The following is a 19,459-nucleotide window of genomic DNA, read 5'->3' as shown; positions in this document are numbered from 1 at the left end:
TATTTCCCAAATTAGTCACGATACTGTTATCAGGCGCGCCGCTTGGTGGCAGAGTCCATCCAGACTGCCAGCAAAAGAATGGCACCCTTGACGATATACTGCCAAAACGTCGGCACGTCCATCATACTCATCCCGTTATCCAGCGAAGCCATAATAAATGCGCCCATCACCGCCCCCGCCACGCTGCCAATGCCCCCGGCGAGGCTGGTCCCGCCAATCACGCAGGCGGCGATGGCGTCCAGCTCGGCAATATTACCGGCAGAGGGGGAGCCCGCCCCCAAACGTGAGCTGAGGATCAGCCCCGCTATGGCCACCATCAGGCCGTTGATGGCAAAGACGGCGAGTTTGGTGCGTTCTACGTTAATGCCGGACAAACGCGCGGCTTCGAGATTGCCACCGATGGCATAAATACGGCGACCGAATGCGGTACGCGTGGCCATAAACATCCCACCTAACAGCAACAGCGCCAGCAGCAAAACGGGCGTTGGGACGCCGCGATAATCGTTTAACAGCCAGATGGCGCCCAGTACAATCACCGCAGTAAGCGCCTGACGGCCGACAACCGAGGTTGAAGCAGGCGAGGCCAGCCCCAGCGCCTGGCGACGCATGCGTCCTCGCCATTGCCACGCGACAAACGCCATCAGCCCAACCACGCCGATCGTAAAACCGACGCCATCAGAGAGGTAGCTTTGGCCAATCTGGGACATCGAGGCGCTGGTCGGGGAGACGGTAGTGCCGTTGGTGATCCCAATCAGAATGCCGCGGAAGGCCAGCATCCCCGCTAAGGTGACGATAAACGACGGGACCTTACGGTAGGCCACCCACCAGCCATTCCACGCCCCGAGCAGCAGACCCAGTACCAGCGTGACCGCAATCGTCAGCGGCAGCGGCCAGCCGAGCCAGACGTCAAAAATTGCCGCCACGCCGCCGAGCAGACCCATCATCGACCCTACTGACAGGTCAATTTCCGCTGAGATAATCACAAAGACCATCCCCACCGCCAGGATCCCGGTGATGGCGGTCTGACGCAGCAGGTTAGAAACGTTACGTGCGCTCAAATAGGAGCCATCGGTCATCAAGGTAAAGAACAACATGATCACGATAATGGCGGCAATCATTACAAAAACTTGCAGATTCAGCGATTTAAGTCCTGCGAACGCACCGGGCGTCGGAACAGCGACTTTGATATCAGACGGGTTGCTTTTCGACATGGCGTTCGCTCCTTAAGGCAGCTTCCATCACCTGCTCTTGCGTCAGGTTCTGGTTGTTCAGGTTGGCTTTGAGTTTCCCTTCATGCATGACCAGCACGCGGTCGCTCAGCCCCAGCACTTCAGGCAATTCGGACGAGATAACAATGACGGCAATCCCTTGCTGCACAAGCTGGTTGATCAGCTTGTAGATTTCATACTTCGCGCCGATATCGATCCCGCGCGTGGGTTCGTCCAGAATTAAAATGCGCGGATTAAGCAACAGGCAGCGCGCCAGAATCGCTTTCTGCTGGTTGCCGCCGCTCAGGCGACCTATCGCCAGTTCCGGCGAGGAGGTTTTCACCTTGAGCCTGGCAAGTGACTGAAGAATACACTGCTGTTCTGCGGCATCATCCAGGCTGCTCAGCGCGCCGGAAAACTGGCTGAGCGCCGCCAGCGTGATATTTTTTCCCACCGCCATGACCGGCACGATGCCGTCTTTTTTGCGGTCTTCGGGCACCATAGCAATGCCTTTGGCAATGGCCTGCTGGCAGTTGTCGATTTTTACCGGCTGACCGTCGATATAAATTTTGCCTTCCCAGCGCCCCGGCCAGACGCCAAACAGACACTGCACGGCCTCGGTTCTTCCGGCACCCACTAAACCCGCAATACCGAGAATTTCGCCGCGGTGCAGCGAGAAGGAGAGGTTATCCACGCGCTTGATGTGGCGGTTAACGGGATGCCACGCCGTCAGGTTTTCCACGCGCAGGAGTTCTTCGCCTATGGTGTGTGGTTCGTTGGGATACAGTGCGGTGAGTTCGCGACCCACCATCATGGTGATGATGTCATCTTCGCTCATGCCTTCTGCTTCACGCGTGCCAATGTGCTGCCCGTCGCGGATGACGCAGATGGTGTCGGAAATAGCTTTCACCTCATTGAGCTTGTGCGAAATATAGATGCAGGCGATACCGTGGTTTTGCAGGTCGCGGATGATATTGAGCAGAACGGCGGTTTCCTGTTCGGTGAGCGAGGCGGTTGGCTCGTCGAGGATCAGCAGGCGTACCTGCTTGTTCAGCGCCTTGGCGATCTCCACCAGCTGCTGCTGGCCCAAACCTAAGTCGCCCACGCGCGTATCCGGTGAGATAGCCAGGCTCACCTAGGCCAGCAGTTTTTCGCAGCGCAGCGTCATGGTGTCGTAATCCAGTACGCCGTGGCGTGAGAGTTCGGCGCCGAGAAAAATATTTTCCAGCACGGTAAGGTGCTTCACCAGCGCCAGCTCCTGGTGAATAATAGCGATGCCTTTACGTTCGGTATCGCGAATGTGCGTGGCCTGGAGCACCTCGCCGGCAAAGACGATTTCGCCCTCGTAGCTGCCGTGCGGATAGATCCCGCACAACACTTTCATCAGCGTGGATTTTCCCGAGCCATTTTCGCCGCACAGCGACATCACTTCGCCGGGATTCAGCCGCAGGCTTACGTTATCGACTGCTTTCACCGCCCCGAAGGCTTTGGTGATGCTTTTCATTTCAAGTAAATAAGACATAACTGCTCCGCATGGCCCGACAGATGTACAGGGCAGGTCGATGCGCCCCTGCCGGGCAGGGGCTGCGCTGGATTACAGTTCACTCTTCTTATGGAAACCGTCTTTCACCACGGTGGCGTCAATATTCTCTTTGTTGACTTCGATAGGGGTAAGCAGGCGAGCAGGTACGTCTTTCAGGCCGTTATTTAACGTCGCGTCTGCTTTAGGTTGCTGGCCATTGCCCAGCTCAACGGCAATTTCGGCGGCCGTATTGGCAAGCTCGGTAATGGGCTTATACACCGTCATGGTCTGGGTACCCGCGATGATGCGTTTTACACCCGCAAGGTCGGCGTCCTGTCCGGAAATAGCGACTTTCCCGGCCAGACCCTGCGCGCTCAGCGCCTGAATGGCGCCACCCGCAGTGGCATCGTTAGAGGCCACCACCGCATCGATTTTGTTGTTATTTGCAGTCAACGCGTTTTCCATAATTTTCAGCGCGTTTTCCGGTAACCAGCCGTCAGCCCACTGGTCGCCGACGACTTTAATTTTGCCCTCGTCGATATACGGCTTCAGCACTTTCATTTGTCCCTGGCGGAACAGTTTGGCGTTGTTATCCACGGGCGAGCCGCCCATCAGGAAATAATTCCCCTGAGGCACTTTTGCGACCAGGCTTTTAGCCTGTAATTCGCCCACCTTTTCATTGTCGAACGAAATATAATAATCAATGTCGGCATTATTAATCATGCGGTCATAAGCCAGGACTTTTATGCCTTCCTGTTTCGCTTCTTTCACCACGTTGCTTAATACCTGGCCGTTATACGGGATAATGACCAGCACATCGACGCCACGGTTGATCATATTCTCGATTTGCGACATTTGCGTCTCTTCGTTGCCGTTAGCGGACTGAACGAACACCTCCGCGCCGAGAGATTCCGCTTTTTTAACAAAGATATCGCGATCTTTTTGCCAGCGCTCCAGGCGTAAGTCATCAATCGCCATGCCGATTTTGACCTCTTTGGCGTGGCCGGCAAAGCTTGCAAGCAGGAGAGTAGTGCAGAGCGTTAGGGTCAGGTTCTTTATCTTCATAATTATTAGGCCTTTTTGTAGGGGTATGTGTAGCTGAGATAAAAGAAACATTCACTGCTGAGACGCAGCAAATTTTTAACGTGGAAAGGCCTGCTGGCAATTACAGATTTTTATCTTCTCATTACGATATTTGGTTTATTTCTGAATTTATGACCGCGATCGGATTTTAAAAAGCGTAACCTATTAATTACATTTGATTCTGGAATGCGCGCCGAAAAATAGTTTGTCTGCACATTATTTTGCGAGCCAGCGCACAATTGCGCATTCTCTCAATAGCAGTGTGAAATAACGTAATTGAGCAACCTCCAATGTCTATTCACTATTACTCCAGAAGCAAGACCACGCCGCATACCCTGATTATGGAGCTCAATATGCAAGCTTATTTCGACCAACTCGATCGCGTTCGTTTCGAAGGCACGAAAACGACCAATCCTTTAGCATTTCGTCACTACAACCCGGATGAGCTGGTGCTGGGTAAGCGCATGGAAGATCACTTGCGCTTTGCCGCCTGCTACTGGCACACCTTCTGCTGGAACGGTGCCGATATGTTCGGCGTGGGCTCTTTTGACCGTCCATGGCAACAGCCGGGCGAGGCCATTGAGCTGGCGAAGCGTAAAGCCGACGTCGCGTTCGAGTTCTTCCATAAGCTGAACGTGCCGTACTACTGTTTCCACGATGTGGACGTGTCGCCGGAAGGGGCATCGCTGAAAGAGTATCTGAACAACTTCGCGCAGATGGTCGACGTACTGGCTGAAAAACAGCAGCAAAGTGGCGTCAAGTTGCTCTGGGGTACGGCTAACTGCTTTACCAACCCTCGCTATGGCGCGGGCGCGGCAACCAACCCGGATCCGGAAGTCTTCAGCTGGGCGGCAACCCAGGTCGTGACTGCGATGAACGCCACGCATCAGCTGGGCGGTGAGAACTATGTACTCTGGGGCGGTCGTGAAGGATATGAAACGCTGCTGAATACCGACCTGCGTCAGGAGCGTGAGCAGATTGGTCGCTTTATGCAGATGGTGGTGGACCACAAACACAAAATCGGTTTCCGCGGCACGCTGCTGATTGAGCCAAAACCACAGGAGCCAACCAAGCATCAGTATGATTATGATGTCGCCACCGTGTATGGCTTCCTGAAGCAGTTTGGTCTGGAAAAAGAGATCAAAGTGAATATTGAGGCTAACCACGCTACCCTGGCGGGCCACTCGTTCCATCACGAAATTGCCTCTGCGATTGCGCTGGGCATCTTCGGCTCTGTCGATGCTAACCGTGGCGATCCACAGCTGGGCTGGGATACCGACCAGTTCCCGAACAGCGTGGAAGAGAATGCGCTGGTGATGTACGAGATCATCAAAGCGGGCGGTTTCACCACCGGCGGCCTGAACTTCGACGCCAAAGTGCGTCGCCAGAGCACCGACAAATACGATCTGTTCTACGGGCATATTGGCGCGATGGACACCATGGCGCTGGCGCTGAAAGTGGCAGCCCGTATGATTGAAGACGGTGAGCTGGATAAGCGCGTGGCGAAGCGCTACAGCGGCTGGAACAGTGAGCTGGGCCAGCAAATTTTGAAAGGTCAGTTATCGCTTGCGGAGATCGCGAAGTACGCTGAACAGCATCAGCTTGCGCCGCAGCATCAGAGCGGCCATCAGGAGCTGCTGGAAAACCTGGTCAATCACTACCTGTTCGATAAATAACAGCATTCATGCCCGGTAAGCGCTGCGCCACCGGGCATTTCTGTCAAAGGAGTCACCACATGTATATCGGGATCGATCTTGGCACGTCGGGGGTGAAAGCCATCCTGTTAAGCGAGCAGGGCGATGTGTTAGCCACGCAGACTGAAAAGTTGCAGGTTTCACGCCCGCATCCGCTTTGGTCGGAACAAGATCCGGAGCAGTGGTGGCAGGCGACGGACCGCGCGATGACAGCCTTAGGCGAGCAGCACAGCCTGCGCGACGTTAAAGCGCTGGGCATCGCCGGACAAATGCATGGCGCAACGTTGCTGGATAGCCAGCATCGCGTTCTGCGCCCGGCTATTCTCTGGAACGATGGCCGCTGTGCGGAAGAGTGCGCGATCCTTGAGGAACGTGTGCCTGCGTCCCGCGAGATTACGGGCAACCTGATGATGCCCGGTTTTACCGCGCCAAAACTCCTGTGGGTGCAGCGCCATGAGCCTGATATTTTTCGCCAGGTGGCGAAGGTTCTGTTGCCGAAAGACTACCTGCGTTTTCGCATGACGGGGGATTTTGCCAGCGACATGTCTGACGCCGCGGGCACGATGTGGCTCGACGTGGCGAAACGGGACTGGAGCGAGGCGATGCTGGATGCCTGCCAGCTGACGCGCGATCATATGCCTGCGCTGTTTGAAGGCAGCGAAATCACGGGCGCTTTGCAGCCTTCTGTTGCTGAACGCTGGAATATACCAGCCGTACCTGTCGTCGCCGGCGGCGGCGATAATGCGGCGGGGGCGGTCGGCGTGGGGATGGTCGAGGCAGGACAGGCCATGCTCTCGCTCGGCACTTCCGGCGTCTATTTTGCCGTCAGTGACGGGTATCGTAGCAATCCTGGAAGCGCCGTACACAGCTTCTGCCACGCGTTGCCGGGTAAATGGCATTTAATGTCGGTGATGCTGAGCGCGGCTTCCTGCCTCGACTGGGCGGCAAAACTAACCGGAATGGCGGACGTCCCGGCGCTTATCGCAGCGGCACAGCAGGCGGATGATAATGCCGGTGCGGTCTGGTTTTTACCGTACCTTTCCGGCGAGCGGACGCCTCATAACAACCCGGAAGCGAAAGGGGTGTTCTTCGGTCTTACCCATCAGCACGGCCCGGCAGAGCTGGCGCGCGCGGTGCTTGAAGGCGTTGGCTATGCTCTGGCGGACGGAATGGATGTCGTGCATGACTGTGGACTGACGCCATCCAGCATTACGTTAATTGGCGGCGGTGCGCGAAGCAGCTACTGGCGGCAAATGCTTTCCGATATCAGCGGGTTGCAGCTGGACTATCGTACGGGAGGCGATGTCGGCCCGGCGCTCGGTGCGGCACGGCTGGCGCAAATTGCGCTGAACCGGGATAAACCACTGCCCCAGCTTTTGCCCCAGCTGCCGCTTGAACAGCAGCATCGTCCTGATGCGAAAAATCATGCTCGCTACGCTGAAAGACGAGACGTTTTCCGCAAAATCTATCAGCAGCTTTTACCGCTAATGTCATAAACAGGAGCCGGGTGGCGCTAACGCTTACCCGGCCTGCCAGCCTTCAACCGGGTTAGCTCACAAACCGGCGCGTATCGATTCTTTGCAGCAACATTGACAGCAGCAGGCTGACAACCAGCGTAACGGTAAATATCCAGACAATATCCAGCACCGGCCAGCTTTTAAGCTCAACGCCACGGGTGCGCAGGGCGTGGATCACCAGCGCGTGAAAACCGTAAATGCCCAGCGAGTGGCGAGAGATAAACCCCAGCACCGGAAGCGGGCGGGCATTCAGGGTGTTTTTAACCAGCGTCAGCAGAGAGATCGCGCAGATAAAGACCATCGGGCCGCAGTACAGATACCAGGTATCGGCAAAGTTGCCGCGCCATTGCAGCTCATGCAGCGTCCCGCGAGAGATAATAAACACACCGACGAGAAACGCGGCCGCGCATAGCCAGTTTATTCCTCGCTTTTGCGTCTCCATCATGCCAATGGCGCGCCCCAGCATGCCGTACAGCACGTAATAAAACGTATCCCCGGTGATATAGAGGTTAACGGGCAGCCATTCAAAGCCATCAATTTTCTGTGAGACGGTATTCGGGTTGGCCACGATCCCGATGACCACCATCAGCGCCAGCAGCATTTTACCGTTGACGTTTTTTACCTGAATTAACGGTGAAACAAGATAAATAACGATTATCGCGAAGAAAAACCATAGATGATAGAACACCGGTTTTTGCAACAAGTTGAGCAGGGAACGTTCAGCGTTAATTGAAGTGAACAGGACGATATAGAGCAGCGAAATCGCGCTGTAAAACAGCAGACAGGAGACAATACGGATGAAATGTCTCGGCTGTGCGCTACGCTCGCCAAAAAAGAGAAAACCGGAAATCATAAAGAACAGCGGGACGCTCACGCGGGACGCCGAGTTCAGAACATTGGCGACATCCCAGTTAACAGGGCTGATACTGTGCGCGTTCGTGACATACCAGGTCGTTGTGTGGATCATCACCACCATCAGACAGGCTATTCCCCGCAGGTTATCAATCCAGTTAATTTTTGACTGCATCAGTTCCTCTGTATTCCTGATAAAGAAAGTGTGACTGCGATTGCGTAAAACTTTTCCCTTGGAAAATTCTGAGTTTAGCCAGGCTAACTTGTAGGGAGCTGGCGAGATTCGCAGAATGACGGACTTTAATCTATAAACGTGTTGCTACTAAAAATAACAGCCACTGACCAGGGCGGTAATAAAAATGATGATGAAGCGTGGGGTGTCACTCTTTCTGCTGCTCTTATTAACAGGATGCAGTGCTTCTGAGGAGATACCTGTCCAAAAAGCGCAGCAGGGGAAAATGAGCCCGGAGCGTTCCCTGAATATGGAACAGCTGTGCAGGGATCAGGCGGCTCACCGCTATAATTCTGAAGCACAGAAAATTCATATAAACGGCTTCGAGCGCTTTCAGGGCAGCTATGAACTGAAAGGCTATACGGCGCGTAAAGAGGGCTTTGTCTGCTCTTTTGATGCAGACGGCCAGTTTTTACATCTCTCAATGCGCTAAATTGCTCGGATAAGCAGCAACCAGAGCCTTCGCAGGTTCTGGCTGTAGGGCTTATTCCCCAATTTTCCCTAAACAACCCCGTTTCGTACTGTATATCTTGCAGCCAGCGGGTATACTGATCCCTTCCATTTAAAACCACACGTATCCAGCACGAAATACTATGCAAAAGTTTGATACCAAGACCTTCCAGGGCCTGATCCTGACCTTACAGGATTACTGGGCTCGTCAGGGCTGCACCATTGTTCAACCTTTGGACATGGAAGTTGGCGCAGGCACCTCACACCCGATGACCAGCCTGCGCGCGTTAGGGCCAGAGCCAATGGCGACCGCCTATGTGCAGCCATCCCGTCGTCCGACCGATGGCCGTTATGGCGAAAACCCGAACCGTTTGCAGCACTACTATCAGTTCCAGGTGGTGATTAAGCCATCACCCGACAACATTCAGGAACTGTACCTCGGGTCACTGAAAGAGCTGGGTATGGATCCAACCATTCACGACATTCGTTTCGTGGAAGATAACTGGGAAAACCCAACGCTGGGTGCCTGGGGTCTGGGTTGGGAAGTGTGGCTGAACGGCATGGAAGTGACCCAGTTCACTTACTTCCAGCAGGTTGGTGGTCTGGAATGTAAACCGATTACCGGCGAAATCACCTATGGTCTGGAACGTCTGGCCATGTACATTCAGGGCGTAGACAGCGTTTACGACCTGGTCTGGAGCGACGGCCCGCTGGGTAAAACCACCTACGGCGACGTGTTCCATCAGAACGAAGTGGAGCAATCCACCTATAACTTCGAATACGCGGACGTGGACTTCCTGTTCACCTGCTTCGAGCAGTACGAGAAAGAAGCCCAGCAGCTGCTGGCGCTGGAGACTCCGCTGCCGCTGCCTGCCTACGAGCGTATTCTGAAGGCTGCCCACAGCTTCAACCTGCTGGATGCCCGCAAAGCGATCTCCGTGACTGAACGTCAGCGCTACATTCTGCGTATTCGTACCCTGACCAAAGCCGTTGCAGAAGCTTACTACGCGTCCCGTGAAGCCCTTGGCTTCCCGATGTGCAACCGAAACAAATAAGAGGCGGCCATGTCTGAGAAAACTTTCCTGGTGGAAATCGGCACTGAAGAGCTGCCACCAAAAGCCCTGCGCAGCCTGGCTGAATCTTTTGCTGCGAACGTCACTGCTGAGCTGGATAACGCTGGCCTGGCGCACGGTAAAATTGAGTGGTTTGCTGCTCCGCGTCGTCTGGCGCTGAAAGTGGCAAACCTGGCGGCGTCCCAGCCGGATCGTGAAGTGGAAAAACGTGGCCCGGCCATTGCTCAGGCGTTTGACGCGGAAGGCAAGCCGAGCAAAGCGGCGGAAGGCTGGGCGCGCGGCTGCGGCATCACCGTCGATCAGGCCGAGCGTCTGACCACCGATAAAGGTGAGTGGCTGCTGTATCGTGCCCATGTGAAAGGCGAAAGCGCGGAAGCGCTGCTGCCGGACATGATTGCCACGTCTCTGGCGAAGCTGCCCATTCCTAAGCTGATGCGCTGGGGCGCGTCCGACGTGCACTTCGTGCGTCCGGTTCACACCGTGACCCTGCTGCTGGGCGACACCGTTATTCCGGCGACCATTTTGGGCGTGGCGTCCGATCGCGTGATTCGCGGCCACCGCTTTATGGGCGAGCCTGAGTTCACCATCGACAATGCCGACCAGTATCCGCAAATCCTGCTGGAGCGCGGCAAGGTCATTGCTGACTATGAACAGCGTAAAGCCAAAATCAAAGCGGACGCGGAAGACGCGGCGCGTAAGATTGGCGGTAAAGCCGATCTGAGCGACAGCCTGCTGGAAGAAGTGACCTCGCTGGTGGAATGGCCGGTTGTGCTGACCGCGAAGTTCGAAGAGAAATTCCTGGCCGTTCCGGCTGAAGCGCTGGTGTACACCATGAAGGGTGACCAGAAGTACTTCCCGGTCTATGCCAACGACGGCAAGCTGCTGCCAAACTTCATTTTCGTGGCGAACATCGAATCGAAAGATCCGAGCCAGATTATCTCCGGTAACGAGAAGGTCGTGCGCCCACGTCTGGCGGATGCCGAGTTCTTCTTCAACACCGACCGTAAAAAGCGTCTGGAAGATCATCTTCCACGCCTGCAGACCGTACTGTTCCAGCAGCAGCTGGGTACGCTGCGCGACAAGACCGACCGTATTGCGGAGCTGTCCGGCTGGATCGCTCGTGAAATCGGTGCCGACGTTAACCACGCGACCCGCGCAGGCCTGCTCTCCAAGTGTGACCTGATGACCAACATGGTGTTCGAATTTACCGACACCCAGGGCGTGATGGGTATGCACTACGCGCGTCACGATGGCGAAGCGGAAGACGTGGCGGTTGCCCTGAACGAGCAGTATCAGCCGCGCTTTGCGGGTGACGAACTGCCGTCCAACCCGGTGGCCTGCGCCGTAGCGATTGCCGATAAGATGGACACCCTGGCGGGTATCTTCGGTATCGGCCAGCATCCGAAAGGCGACAAAGACCCGTTTGCGCTGCGTCGTGCTGCGCTCGGCGTGCTGCGTATCATCGTTGAGAAGAACCTGAACCTGGATCTGCAGACCCTGACCGAAGAAGCGGTGCGTCTGTACGGCGACAAGCTGACCAACGCCAACGTTGTGGATGACGTGATCGACTTTATGCTCGGTCGTTTCCGCGCCTGGTATCAGGATGAAGGTTACACCGTCGACACCATTCAGGCGGTGCTGGCGCGTCGTCCGACCCGTCCGGCTGATTTCGATGCGCGTATGAAGGCGGTTTCCCACTTCCGTACGCTGGAAGCGGCATCTGCTCTGGCGGCGGCCAACAAGCGTGTCTCCAACATCCTGGCGAAGTCCGACGAGACGCTGAACGAGCGTGTGAACGCCGCGACGCTGAAAGAGCCGGAAGAGATCGCCCTGGCGATGCAGGTTGTGGTGCTGCGTGACAAGCTCGAGCCGGTCTTCGCGGAAGGTCGCTACCAGGAAGCGCTGGTGGAGCTGGCCGAGCTGCGTGACGTCATCGACGCCTTCTTCGAGAAAGTGATGGTAAACGTAGAAGATAAAGAGCTGCGTATTAACCGTCTCTCTATGCTTGAGAAACTGCGTGAGCTGTTCCTGCGCGTGGCGGATATTTCGCTGCTGCAATAACGTAAAAAACCCGCCCCTGACAGGCGGGAAGAACGGCAACTAAACTGTCTCTCTTCGCCAATGGCGCCATAACTGCGTTGGCTGCGCTCGTTCACCCGAATCACTTACTAATGTAAGCTCATCGGGATTCGCTCGCTTGCCGCCTTGTTCTGACGTCATTGGCTTTGAGATACTTTTCCTTATTTACACTCTCTCAATTAATTTACACCCTCTCAAACACTGTCGCGATCCCCTGACCCAACCCGATACACATCGTTGCCAGACCAAACTGGGCATCTTTGCGTTCCATCAGGTTAATCAGCGTGGTACTGATACGCGCCCCGGAACAGCCCAGCGGGTGTCCGAGGGCGATCGCGCCGCCGTTGAGGTTAATCTTCTCGTCGATCTGATCCATCAGCCCCAGATCCTTAATGCACGGCAGGATCTGCGCGGCGAACGCTTCGTTCATCTCAAAGAGGTCGATATCACTTGCGCTCAGCCCCGCTTTTTTCAGCGCCAGTTTTGACGCCGGAACCGGACCGTAGCCCATGATGGATGGATCGCAGCCCACGACCGCCATCGAACGCACGCGGGCGCGTGGCGTCAGGCCTAATTCGCGGGCGCGGCTTTCGCTCATCACCAGCATCGCGGCGGCACCGTCGGACAGGGCAGACGAGGTGCCCGCCGTTACCGTACCGGTGACCGGATCAAACGCCGGACGCAGGGTGGAAAGCGCTTCAACGGTGGTTTCCGGGCGGATGACTTCGTCATAGCTGAACTGCTTCAGTACGCCGTCTGCGTCGTGACCGCCGGTCGGGATGATCTCATTCTTAAAGGCACCAGACTGCGTGGCGGCCCAGGCGCGGGCATGCGAGCGAGCGGCAAAGGCATCCTGCATCTCACGGCTGATGCCGTGCAGACGGGAGAGCATCTCGGCGGTTAGGCCCATCATACCGGCGGCTTTCGCCACGTTGCGGCTCATACCTGGATGGAAATCGACCCCGTGGCTCATTGGCACGTGGCCCATGTGCTCCACGCCGCCCACCAGACAGGCCTGCGCATCGCCGGTCATGATCATCCGCGCCGCGTCGTGCAGCGCCTGCATCGACGAACCGCAAAGACGGTTGACGGTGACCGCCGGAACCGAATGCGGGATCTCCGCCAGCAGAGACGCGTTACGGGCAATGTTGAAGCCCTGCTCCAGCGTCTGCTGGACGCAGCCCCAGTAGATATCGTCCAGCGCAGCAGGGTCCAGCGCCGGGTTACGCGCCAGCAGGCTACGCATCAGGTGCGCGGAGAGGTCTTCCGCGCGCACGTTACGGAACGCACCGCCTTTTGAACGGCCCATCGGGGTGCGAATCGCATCAACAATGACAACCTTTTCCATTGTGACTCCTTAAGCCGTTTTCAGCGCGCCAACCGGACGGGCTGGCTCAACTGCTGGGTAGTAGGGTTCGTTATGACGCGCTTTGTTACGCAGACCTTCCGGCACCTCATAAAGCGGGCCGAGGTGCTGGTACTGCTGAGCCATATCGAGATAGCGAGCGCTGCCGAGCGTATCCAGCCAGCGGAACGCGCCGCCGTGGAACGGAGGGAAGCCGAGGCCGTACACCAGCGCCATATCCGCTTCTGCCGGGCTGGCGATAATGCCTTCTTCGAGGCAGCGCACCACTTCGTTGATCATCGGGATCATCATCCGGGCGATGATCTCGTCGTCAGTGAAGTCGCGTTTCGGCTGACTGACGTCGGCCAGCAGGCCATCCACCGCCGCATCTTCTTCTTTTTTCGGTTTGCCTTTGCTGTCTTCTTTATAGCGCCAGAAGCCCAGACCGTTTTTCTGACCAAAGCGGTTGGCGTCGAACAGGGCGTCAATGGCGTCGCGATAGTCTTTCTGCATGCGCTGCGGGAAGCCCGCCGCCATCACCGCCTGCGCGTGATGGGCAGTATCGATGCCGACAACGTCCAGCAGATACGCCGGGCCCATCGGCCAGCCGAACTGTTTTTCCATCACTTTATCGATTTTGCGGAAGTCTGCGCCGTCGCGCAGCAGCTGGCTGAAGCCGGCGAAGTAAGGGAACAACACGCGGTTAACGAAGAAGCCCGGGCAGTCGTTAACGACGATCGGCGTTTTGCCCATCTTGCTCGCCCACGCCACCACTTTGGCGATGGTTTCGTCGGAGGTTTTCTCCCCACGGATCACTTCGACCAGCGGCATGCGGTGCACCGGGTTAAAGAAGTGCATCCCGCAGAAGTTTTCCGGACGCTTCAGCACGCTCGCCAGTTCGCTGATAGGAATGGTGGAGGTGTTAGAGGCCAGCACGGTTTCCGGACGCACCTTGTCTTCGGTTTCGGCCAGCACCGCTTTTTTCACTTTCGGGTTCTCGACGACCGCTTCAACCACCACGTCCACACGGTCGAAACCGCTGTATTCCAGCACTGGCTGGATGGTGGAGATCACGCCTGCAAGCTTCAGACCATCAATTTTGCCGCGCTCAAGCTGTTTATTCAGCAGCTTGGCCGCTTCGGTCATGCCCAGCGTCAGGGATTTCTCGTTGATGTCCTTCATCACCACCGGCACGCCTTTCCAGGCAGACTGGTAGGCGATGCCGCCCCCCATAATGCCCGCGCCGAGTACCGCCGCGTGTTTTGGCGTTTCAACGTTTTTGGTGAGTTGTTTGGCTTTGCCCTTCACAAACTGATCGTTAAGGAAGATACCAACCAGCGCGCGGGCTTCGTTGGTGTGCGCCAGCGGGACAAAGCTCTGGTTTTCCAGCTTCAGGGCGTCATCACGGCCCAGACGGGCTGCCGCTTCAATGGTTTTCACCGCCGTGATCGGCGCCGGGTAGTGTTTACCCGCCGTCTGCATCACCATGCCTTTGGCGATAGTGAAGCTCATGGTGGCTTCAATCTTGCTGAGCTTTAACGGCTCCAGCTTCGGCTGACGTTTGGCTTTCCAGTCGAGGTCGCCGTTAATGGCCTGACGCAGAATGGCGAGTGCGCCTTCAACAAGCTTCTCAGGTTTTACAACGCCGTCGACCAGGCCAATTTTCTGCGCCTGTTCTGCGCCGACGTCTTTACCCGCGGCAATGATCTCCAGCGCGCTGTCGGCGCCCAGCATGCGCGGCATACGGACGGAGCCGCCAAAGCCCGGCATGATGCCCAGCTTGGTTTCCGGCAGGCCGATACGCAGGTCCGGGGTCGCCAGACGGTAATCAGTGGCTAACACGCATTCGCAGCCGCCGCCCAGCGCGTAACCGTTGACGGCAGAAAGGGTCGGGACAGGCAGATCTTCCAGACGATTAAAGACGCTGTTCGCGAAGTGCAGCCACTGGCTCAGCTGTTCTTCGGGCACCAGGAACAGCGACAGGAATTCGGTGATATCCGCGCCAACGATAAAGGCCGCTTTGTTGGAGCGCAGCAGCAGCCCTTTTAAATCTGATTGCTTTTCAAGTACATCCAGCGCCTGGCCAAGACTGGCCACCGTCGCGGTATCAAGCTTATTCACTGAGCCGGGGGCATCGAACACCAGTTCGGCAATGCCATCTTCCAGCCAGTCTACGTACAGGGTGTCGCCTTTGTAGAGCATGTCGGTCTCCTGAATCCAGCAATTGGATCTGGTCATACCAGATGAAACGGAGTGTGGAATTTATGTTAATAAAATGCAAATTAGTCATTAAGGAATTGCTGCGCTGATCACGGTCGGTGGAAATCACGCAGCCGGAGTGAGGTGTGCTAAGATGCGATGACTTGAGGTCAAAAAAACGAAAGGAAGAATGATGGACTCACTGGCTTCGCTTTATAAAAATCATATCGTTACCCTACAGGAACGTACCCGCGATGTACTGGCCCGCTTCAAGCTGGATGCCCTGCTGATCCACTCCGGCGAGCTGATGAATACTTTTCTTGATGACCATGCTTATCCCTTCAAGGTTAACCCGCAGTTTAAAGCCTGGGTGCCTGTCACGCAGGTTCCAAATTGCTGGCTGCTGGTGGATGGCGTGAACAAGCCGAAACTGTGGTTCTACCTGCCGGTCGATTACTGGCACAACGTGGAGCCGCTGCCGACCTCATTCTGGACCGAAGAAATTGACGTGATTGCGCTGCCAAAAGCAGACGGCATAGGCAGCCAGCTGCCAGCGGCGCGCGGCAACATCGGCTACATTGGTCCGGTTCCTGAGCGCGCGCTGGGTCTGGATATTCCGGCAGATAAACTCAACCCGAAAGGCGTGCTGGATTATCTGCACTACTATCGCGCCTACAAGACCGACTACGAACTTTACTGCATGCGTGAAGCGCAAAAAACGGCGGTGAATGGCCACCGTGCGGCGCACGAAGCGTTCCAGTCCGGTATGAGCGAGTTCGATATCAATCAGGCTTACCTGACGGCGACCGGCCACCGCGATACCGACGTGCCGTACAGCAACATCGTGGCGCTGAATGAACATGCCTCGGTTCTGCACTACACCAAACTGGACCATCAGGTTCCGGCTGAGATGCGTAGCTTCCTGCTGGACGCGGGGGCTGAGTACAATGGTTATGCGGCAGACCTGACCCGTACCTGGGCGGCGAATGCGGATACCGATTTTGCGCAATTGATTAAAGACGTGAACGACGAACAGCTGGCGCTGATTGGCACCATGAAGGCCGGAACCAGCTACGTGGATTATCACATCCAGTTCCATCAGCGCATCGCTAAACTGCTGCGTAAGCATCAGATTATCAAAGACATGAGCGAAGAGGCGATGGTTGAGAACGATTTGACCGGGCCATTTATGCCGCATGGTATCGGCCACCCGCTGGGTTTGCAGGTTCATGACGTCGCGGGCTTTATGCAGGATGATACCGGCACGCACCTGGCGGCACCGTCTAAATATCCTTATCTGCGCTGCACCCGCGTTCTGGCGCCGCGTATGGTATTGACCATCGAGCCGGGCATCTACTTTATTGAATCCCTGCTGGCGCCGTGGCGCGAAGGGCAATTCAGCAAGCACTTCAACTGGGAGAAAATTGAAGCGCTGAAGCCTTATGGCGGCATTCGTATCGAGGATAACGTGGTTATTCACGAGAACAGCATTGAGAACATGACGCGAGATTTGAAGCTGGCCTGATGGAAAGCTGGCTGATACCGGCCGAGCCGGTCACCTTTGTTGAGGAAATCAAAAAAAGCCGCTTTATCACGCTGTTGGCGCATACCGACGGCGTGGAGGCGGCGAAGGCGTTCGTCGAGTCCGTCCGCGCGCAGCACCCGGATGCCCGCCATCACTGTGTGGCGTGGGTCGCAGGGCCGCCAGACGACTCACAGCAGCTCGGGTTTTCTGACGACGGTGAACCGGCGGGTACGGCCGGAAAACCGATGCTCTCCCAGTTGATGGGCAGCGGCGTGGGTGAAATCACCGCCGTCGTGGTCCGCTACTACGGGGGCATTTTGTTAGGCACCGGAGGGCTGGTCAAAGCCTACGGAGGTGGTGTCCAGCAGGCGCTTAATCTTCTGATAACAACCCGCAAAACGCCACTTACGGAATATACTTTGTTATGCGATTACGCCCAGCTATCGGGTATCGAAGCACTGCTTAAACAGTTTAACGGTGTCATCGCACAGAGTGATTATCAGGCAATGGTGCAATTACGCGTGGCGCTTCCTCAGGCGGAACTGGCTGCTTTTTCAGCAAAACTCGCTGATTTTAGTCGCGGTTCATTGCAATTACTGCCGATTGAAGAATAATCCCCACCTCACAATTTTGAATACCTAAGGAAGCGGCAGAGATGCATTTTCGTGCCATTACCCGAATCGTTGGATTGCTGGTCATACTTTTCTCCGGGACAATGATCATTCCCGGACTGGTGGCGCTCATCTACCGGGACGGCGCGGGGCGTGCATTTACGCAAACCTTTTTTGTCGCGCTGACGATTGGCTCCCTGCTGTGGTGGCCAAACCGCCGTGAGAAAGGTGAACTGAAATCCCGGGAGGGGTTTCTGATTGTGGTCCTGTTCTGGACGGTACTGGGAAGCGTGGGTGCGCTGCCGTTTATCTTCTCCGAACAACCGAATCTCACCGTCACGGATGCGTTTTTTGAATCGTTCTCCGGATTAACGACCACCGGGGCCACCACGCTTGTGGGGCTGGATTCGCTCCCGCATGCGATTCTCTTTTACCGGCAGATGCTTCAGTGGTTCGGCGGTATGGGGATCATTGTCCTGGCGGTGGCTATCCTGCCGATTCTGGGCGTCGGGGGGATGCAGCTTTACCGGGCGGAGATGCCCGGCCCGCTGAAAGATAACAAAATGCGCCCGCGTATTGCGGAGACGGCGAAAACCCTGTGGCTTATCTATGTCCTGCTGACGGTGGCCTGCGCGCTGGCGCTGTGGTTTGCCGGGATGCCTGCGTTTGATGCCATCGGGCACAGCTTTGCGACTATTGCTATCGGCGGGTTCTCCACCCACGATGCCAGCGTCGGCTACTTCGACAGCCCGACAATCAATACCATCATTGCCATCTTTTTGCTGATCTCAGGCTGTAACTACGGTCTACACTTCTCGTTGCTTAGCGGACGGAGCCTGAAGGTGTACTGGCGCGACCCGGAATTCCGGATGTTTATTGGCGTCCAGCTGACTCTGGTGATCATCTGTACCTTGGTACTGTGGTTCCACGATGTCTATAACTCGGCGGTCACGACCCTGAACCAGGCCTTCTTCCAGGTGGTATCGATGGCAACAACCGCCGGTTTCACCACGGACAGTATTGCGCGTTGGCCGCTGTTCCTGCCGGTGCTGCTGTTGTGCTCTGCGTTTATCGGCGGCTGTGCCGGGTCAACGGGCGGCGGTCTGAAGGTGATCCGTATTCTGCTGCTGTTCAAGCAGGGGAACCGTGAGCTGAAACGTCTGGTCCACCCGAATGCGGTTTACAGTATTAAGCTGGGGAACCGCGCGCTGCCGGAACGCATCCTCGAAGCGGTGTGGGGATTCTTCTCCGCTTATGCACTGGTCTTTATTGTCAGTATGCTGGCGATTATCGCCACGGGCGTGGATGATTTCTCTGCCTTCGCCTCTGTGGTGGCAACGTTAAACAACCTGGGGCCGGGGCTGGGCGTCGTGGCGGATAACTTCGCCAGTATGAACCCGGTGGCGAAGTGGATCTTAATCGCCAATATGCTGTTTGGGCGTCTTGAGGTCTTTACGCTGCTGGTGCTGTTTACCCCAACATTCTGGCGTGAGTAAGGAGACATTGGTGAAAACGTTAATTCTTTTCTCAACGCGTGACGGACAAACGCGTGAGATTGCTTCATATCTGGCTTCTGAACTCAAAGAGCTGGGCATTTATTCTGATGTGGTGAACCTGAATCGCACAGAGCAGATTGCCTGGCAGGATTACGACCGCGTGGTCATTGGCGCTTCAATTCGTTACGGCCATTTCCATCCGGCGCTGGATCGCTTTGTGAAAAAGCATACGGCGGAACTCGCTCAGCTGCCTGGCGCGTTTTACTCGGTCAACCTGGTTGCCCGTAAAGCAGAGAAGCGTACGCCGCAGACTAACAGCTATACGCGTAAGTTTTTGCTGAGTTCGCCATGGCAGCCCGATATCTGTTCTGTCTTTGCTGGCGCGCTGCGTTACCCGCGTTACCGCTGGTACGACCGCTTTATGATCCGCCTGATCATGAAAATGACGGGCGGGGAAACGGATACGCGTAAAGAAGTGGTTTATACCGACTGGGCTCAGGTCGCCAGTTTTGCCCGTGAAATTGCGCATTTAACGGACGATGCGCGGGTTTAATAAGCGTTGAGTTTGAAAAA

General features: G+C 56.1%; 14 protein-coding genes and 1 pseudogene. 9 read left to right on the top strand and 6 right to left on the bottom strand.

Annotation, left to right across the window (positions count from 1 at the left end; translation table 11 throughout):
- Nucleotides 1-29: 29 nt before the first annotated feature.
- From xylH to xylF, 3 genes and pseudogenes are all read right to left on the bottom strand, one after another.
- Nucleotides 30-1,211 carry a xylose ABC transporter permease XylH gene (gene xylH, locus RY075_RS22195; RefSeq protein ID WP_058658521.1) on the bottom strand — a complete coding sequence of 394 codons (1,182 nt, stop codon included), beginning with the start codon at nt 1,209-1,211 and terminating at the stop codon, nt 30-32.
- Nucleotides 1,189-2,730: pseudogene (locus tag RY075_RS22190) on the bottom strand (xylose ABC transporter ATP-binding protein). Before RY075_RS22190 ends, xylH begins: the two are co-directional and overlap by 23 nt.
- Nucleotides 2,731-2,802: 72 nt before the next feature.
- The gene (xylF, locus tag RY075_RS22185; RefSeq protein ID WP_006808602.1) at nt 2,803-3,795 is read right to left on the bottom strand and encodes a D-xylose ABC transporter substrate-binding protein; all 993 of its coding nucleotides are present in this window, start codon (nt 3,793-3,795) and stop codon (nt 2,803-2,805) included.
- Nucleotides 3,796-4,166: 371 nt separating this feature from the next.
- On the opposite strand from xylF, the gene xylA reads away from it, so the two are divergent.
- Entirely contained in the window at nt 4,167-5,489 is a 1,323-nt protein-coding gene (gene xylA / locus RY075_RS22180; protein WP_026080557.1) for a xylose isomerase, read from the top strand.
- Between the two features lie 59 nt (nt 5,490-5,548).
- Nucleotides 5,549-7,003, top strand: a complete 1,455-nt coding sequence (xylB, locus tag RY075_RS22175) for a xylulokinase (protein WP_232967754.1) — start codon at nt 5,549-5,551, stop codon at nt 7,001-7,003.
- Nucleotides 7,004-7,055: 52 nt separating this feature from the next.
- Here xylB and RY075_RS22170 read toward each other — a convergent pair whose 3' ends face one another.
- Entirely contained in the window at nt 7,056-8,051 is a 996-nt protein-coding gene (locus RY075_RS22170; protein ID WP_032608574.1) for an acyltransferase, read from the bottom strand.
- A gap of 184 nt (nt 8,052-8,235) precedes the next feature.
- On the opposite strand from RY075_RS22170, the gene RY075_RS22165 reads away from it, so the two are divergent.
- From RY075_RS22165 to glyS, 3 genes are all read left to right on the top strand, one after another.
- A complete protein-coding gene (locus RY075_RS22165; protein ID WP_017693801.1) occupies nt 8,236-8,541 on the top strand; it encodes a YsaB family lipoprotein in 306 nt (101 codons plus the stop codon).
- A gap of 160 nt (nt 8,542-8,701) precedes the next feature.
- Nucleotides 8,702-9,613, top strand: coding sequence for a glycine--tRNA ligase subunit alpha (gene glyQ, locus RY075_RS22160; RefSeq protein WP_003860141.1), 912 nt, complete (start codon nt 8,702-8,704; stop codon nt 9,611-9,613).
- A 9-nt stretch (nt 9,614-9,622) separates the two neighbouring features.
- Complete coding sequence (gene glyS / locus RY075_RS22155) at nt 9,623-11,692, top strand: glycine--tRNA ligase subunit beta (RefSeq protein ID WP_008502753.1); 2,070 nt, start codon at nt 9,623-9,625, stop codon at nt 11,690-11,692.
- 202 nt (nt 11,693-11,894) lie between these two features.
- On the opposite strand, the gene fadA is transcribed toward glyS, so the two are convergent.
- Both fadA and fadB read right to left on the bottom strand, forming a co-directional pair.
- Nucleotides 11,895-13,058: an acetyl-CoA C-acyltransferase FadA gene (gene fadA / locus RY075_RS22150; protein ID WP_000416981.1), complete on the bottom strand. Its 1,164-nt coding sequence runs from the start codon at nt 13,056-13,058 to the stop codon at nt 11,895-11,897.
- A gap of 9 nt (nt 13,059-13,067) precedes the next feature.
- Nucleotides 13,068-15,257 (bottom strand): fatty acid oxidation complex subunit alpha FadB, encoded by a 2,190-nt coding sequence (gene fadB / locus RY075_RS22145; RefSeq protein WP_023315008.1) that lies wholly within the window; start codon nt 15,255-15,257, stop codon nt 13,068-13,070.
- Between the two features lie 190 nt (nt 15,258-15,447).
- Between fadB and pepQ the strand changes: the two genes are divergently transcribed.
- From pepQ to hemG, 4 genes are read left to right on the top strand one after another with little or no spacing between them, the layout of a single operon-like run.
- Nucleotides 15,448-16,779 carry a Xaa-Pro dipeptidase gene (pepQ, locus tag RY075_RS22140; protein WP_003860124.1) on the top strand — a complete coding sequence of 444 codons (1,332 nt, stop codon included), beginning with the start codon at nt 15,448-15,450 and terminating at the stop codon, nt 16,777-16,779.
- On the top strand, nt 16,779-17,393 hold the full coding sequence (locus RY075_RS22135; protein ID WP_023323863.1) for an IMPACT family protein: 615 nt from the start codon (nt 16,779-16,781) through the stop codon (nt 17,391-17,393). The genes pepQ and RY075_RS22135 overlap by 1 nt, the downstream gene beginning before the upstream one ends.
- A gap of 41 nt (nt 17,394-17,434) precedes the next feature.
- Complete coding sequence (trkH, locus tag RY075_RS22130; protein WP_022649737.1) at nt 17,435-18,886, top strand: Trk system potassium transporter TrkH; 1,452 nt, start codon at nt 17,435-17,437, stop codon at nt 18,884-18,886.
- A gap of 10 nt (nt 18,887-18,896) precedes the next feature.
- Nucleotides 18,897-19,439 carry a menaquinone-dependent protoporphyrinogen IX dehydrogenase gene (hemG, locus tag RY075_RS22125; protein WP_003860122.1) on the top strand — a complete coding sequence of 181 codons (543 nt, stop codon included), beginning with the start codon at nt 18,897-18,899 and terminating at the stop codon, nt 19,437-19,439.
- Nucleotides 19,440-19,459 lie beyond the last annotated feature (20 nt).

It is taken from the genome of Enterobacter sp. JJBC (assembly GCF_036936505.1).
Taxonomy (GTDB): Bacteria; Pseudomonadota; Gammaproteobacteria; order Enterobacterales; family Enterobacteriaceae; genus Enterobacter; species Enterobacter hormaechei_C.
Note: the sequence above shows the minus strand (reverse complement) of the source record. Positions and strands in the feature narration are given on the sequence as shown.

Excerpts from the sequence above, each read along its gene's own strand:
- xylH (WP_058658521.1), bottom strand. The coding sequence starts at position 1,211 with ATGTCGAAAAGCAACCCGTCTGATATCAAAGTCGCTGTTCCGACGCCC.
- xylF (WP_006808602.1), bottom strand. The coding sequence starts at position 3,795 with ATGAAGATAAAGAACCTGACCCTAACGCTCTGCACTACTCTCCTGCTT.
- xylA (WP_026080557.1), top strand. The coding sequence starts at position 4,167 with ATGCAAGCTTATTTCGACCAACTCGATCGCGTTCGTTTCGAAGGCACG.
- xylB (WP_232967754.1), top strand. The coding sequence starts at position 5,549 with ATGTATATCGGGATCGATCTTGGCACGTCGGGGGTGAAAGCCATCCTG.
- RY075_RS22170 (WP_032608574.1), bottom strand. The coding sequence starts at position 8,051 with ATGCAGTCAAAAATTAACTGGATTGATAACCTGCGGGGAATAGCCTGT.
- RY075_RS22165 (WP_017693801.1), top strand. The coding sequence starts at position 8,236 with ATGATGATGAAGCGTGGGGTGTCACTCTTTCTGCTGCTCTTATTAACA.
- glyQ (WP_003860141.1), top strand. The coding sequence starts at position 8,702 with ATGCAAAAGTTTGATACCAAGACCTTCCAGGGCCTGATCCTGACCTTA.
- glyS (WP_008502753.1), top strand. The coding sequence starts at position 9,623 with ATGTCTGAGAAAACTTTCCTGGTGGAAATCGGCACTGAAGAGCTGCCA.
- fadA (WP_000416981.1), bottom strand. The coding sequence starts at position 13,058 with ATGGAAAAGGTTGTCATTGTTGATGCGATTCGCACCCCGATGGGCCGT.
- fadB (WP_023315008.1), bottom strand. The coding sequence starts at position 15,257 with ATGCTCTACAAAGGCGACACCCTGTACGTAGACTGGCTGGAAGATGGC.
- pepQ (WP_003860124.1), top strand. The coding sequence starts at position 15,448 with ATGGACTCACTGGCTTCGCTTTATAAAAATCATATCGTTACCCTACAG.
- RY075_RS22135 (WP_023323863.1), top strand. The coding sequence starts at position 16,779 with ATGGAAAGCTGGCTGATACCGGCCGAGCCGGTCACCTTTGTTGAGGAA.
- trkH (WP_022649737.1), top strand. The coding sequence starts at position 17,435 with ATGCATTTTCGTGCCATTACCCGAATCGTTGGATTGCTGGTCATACTT.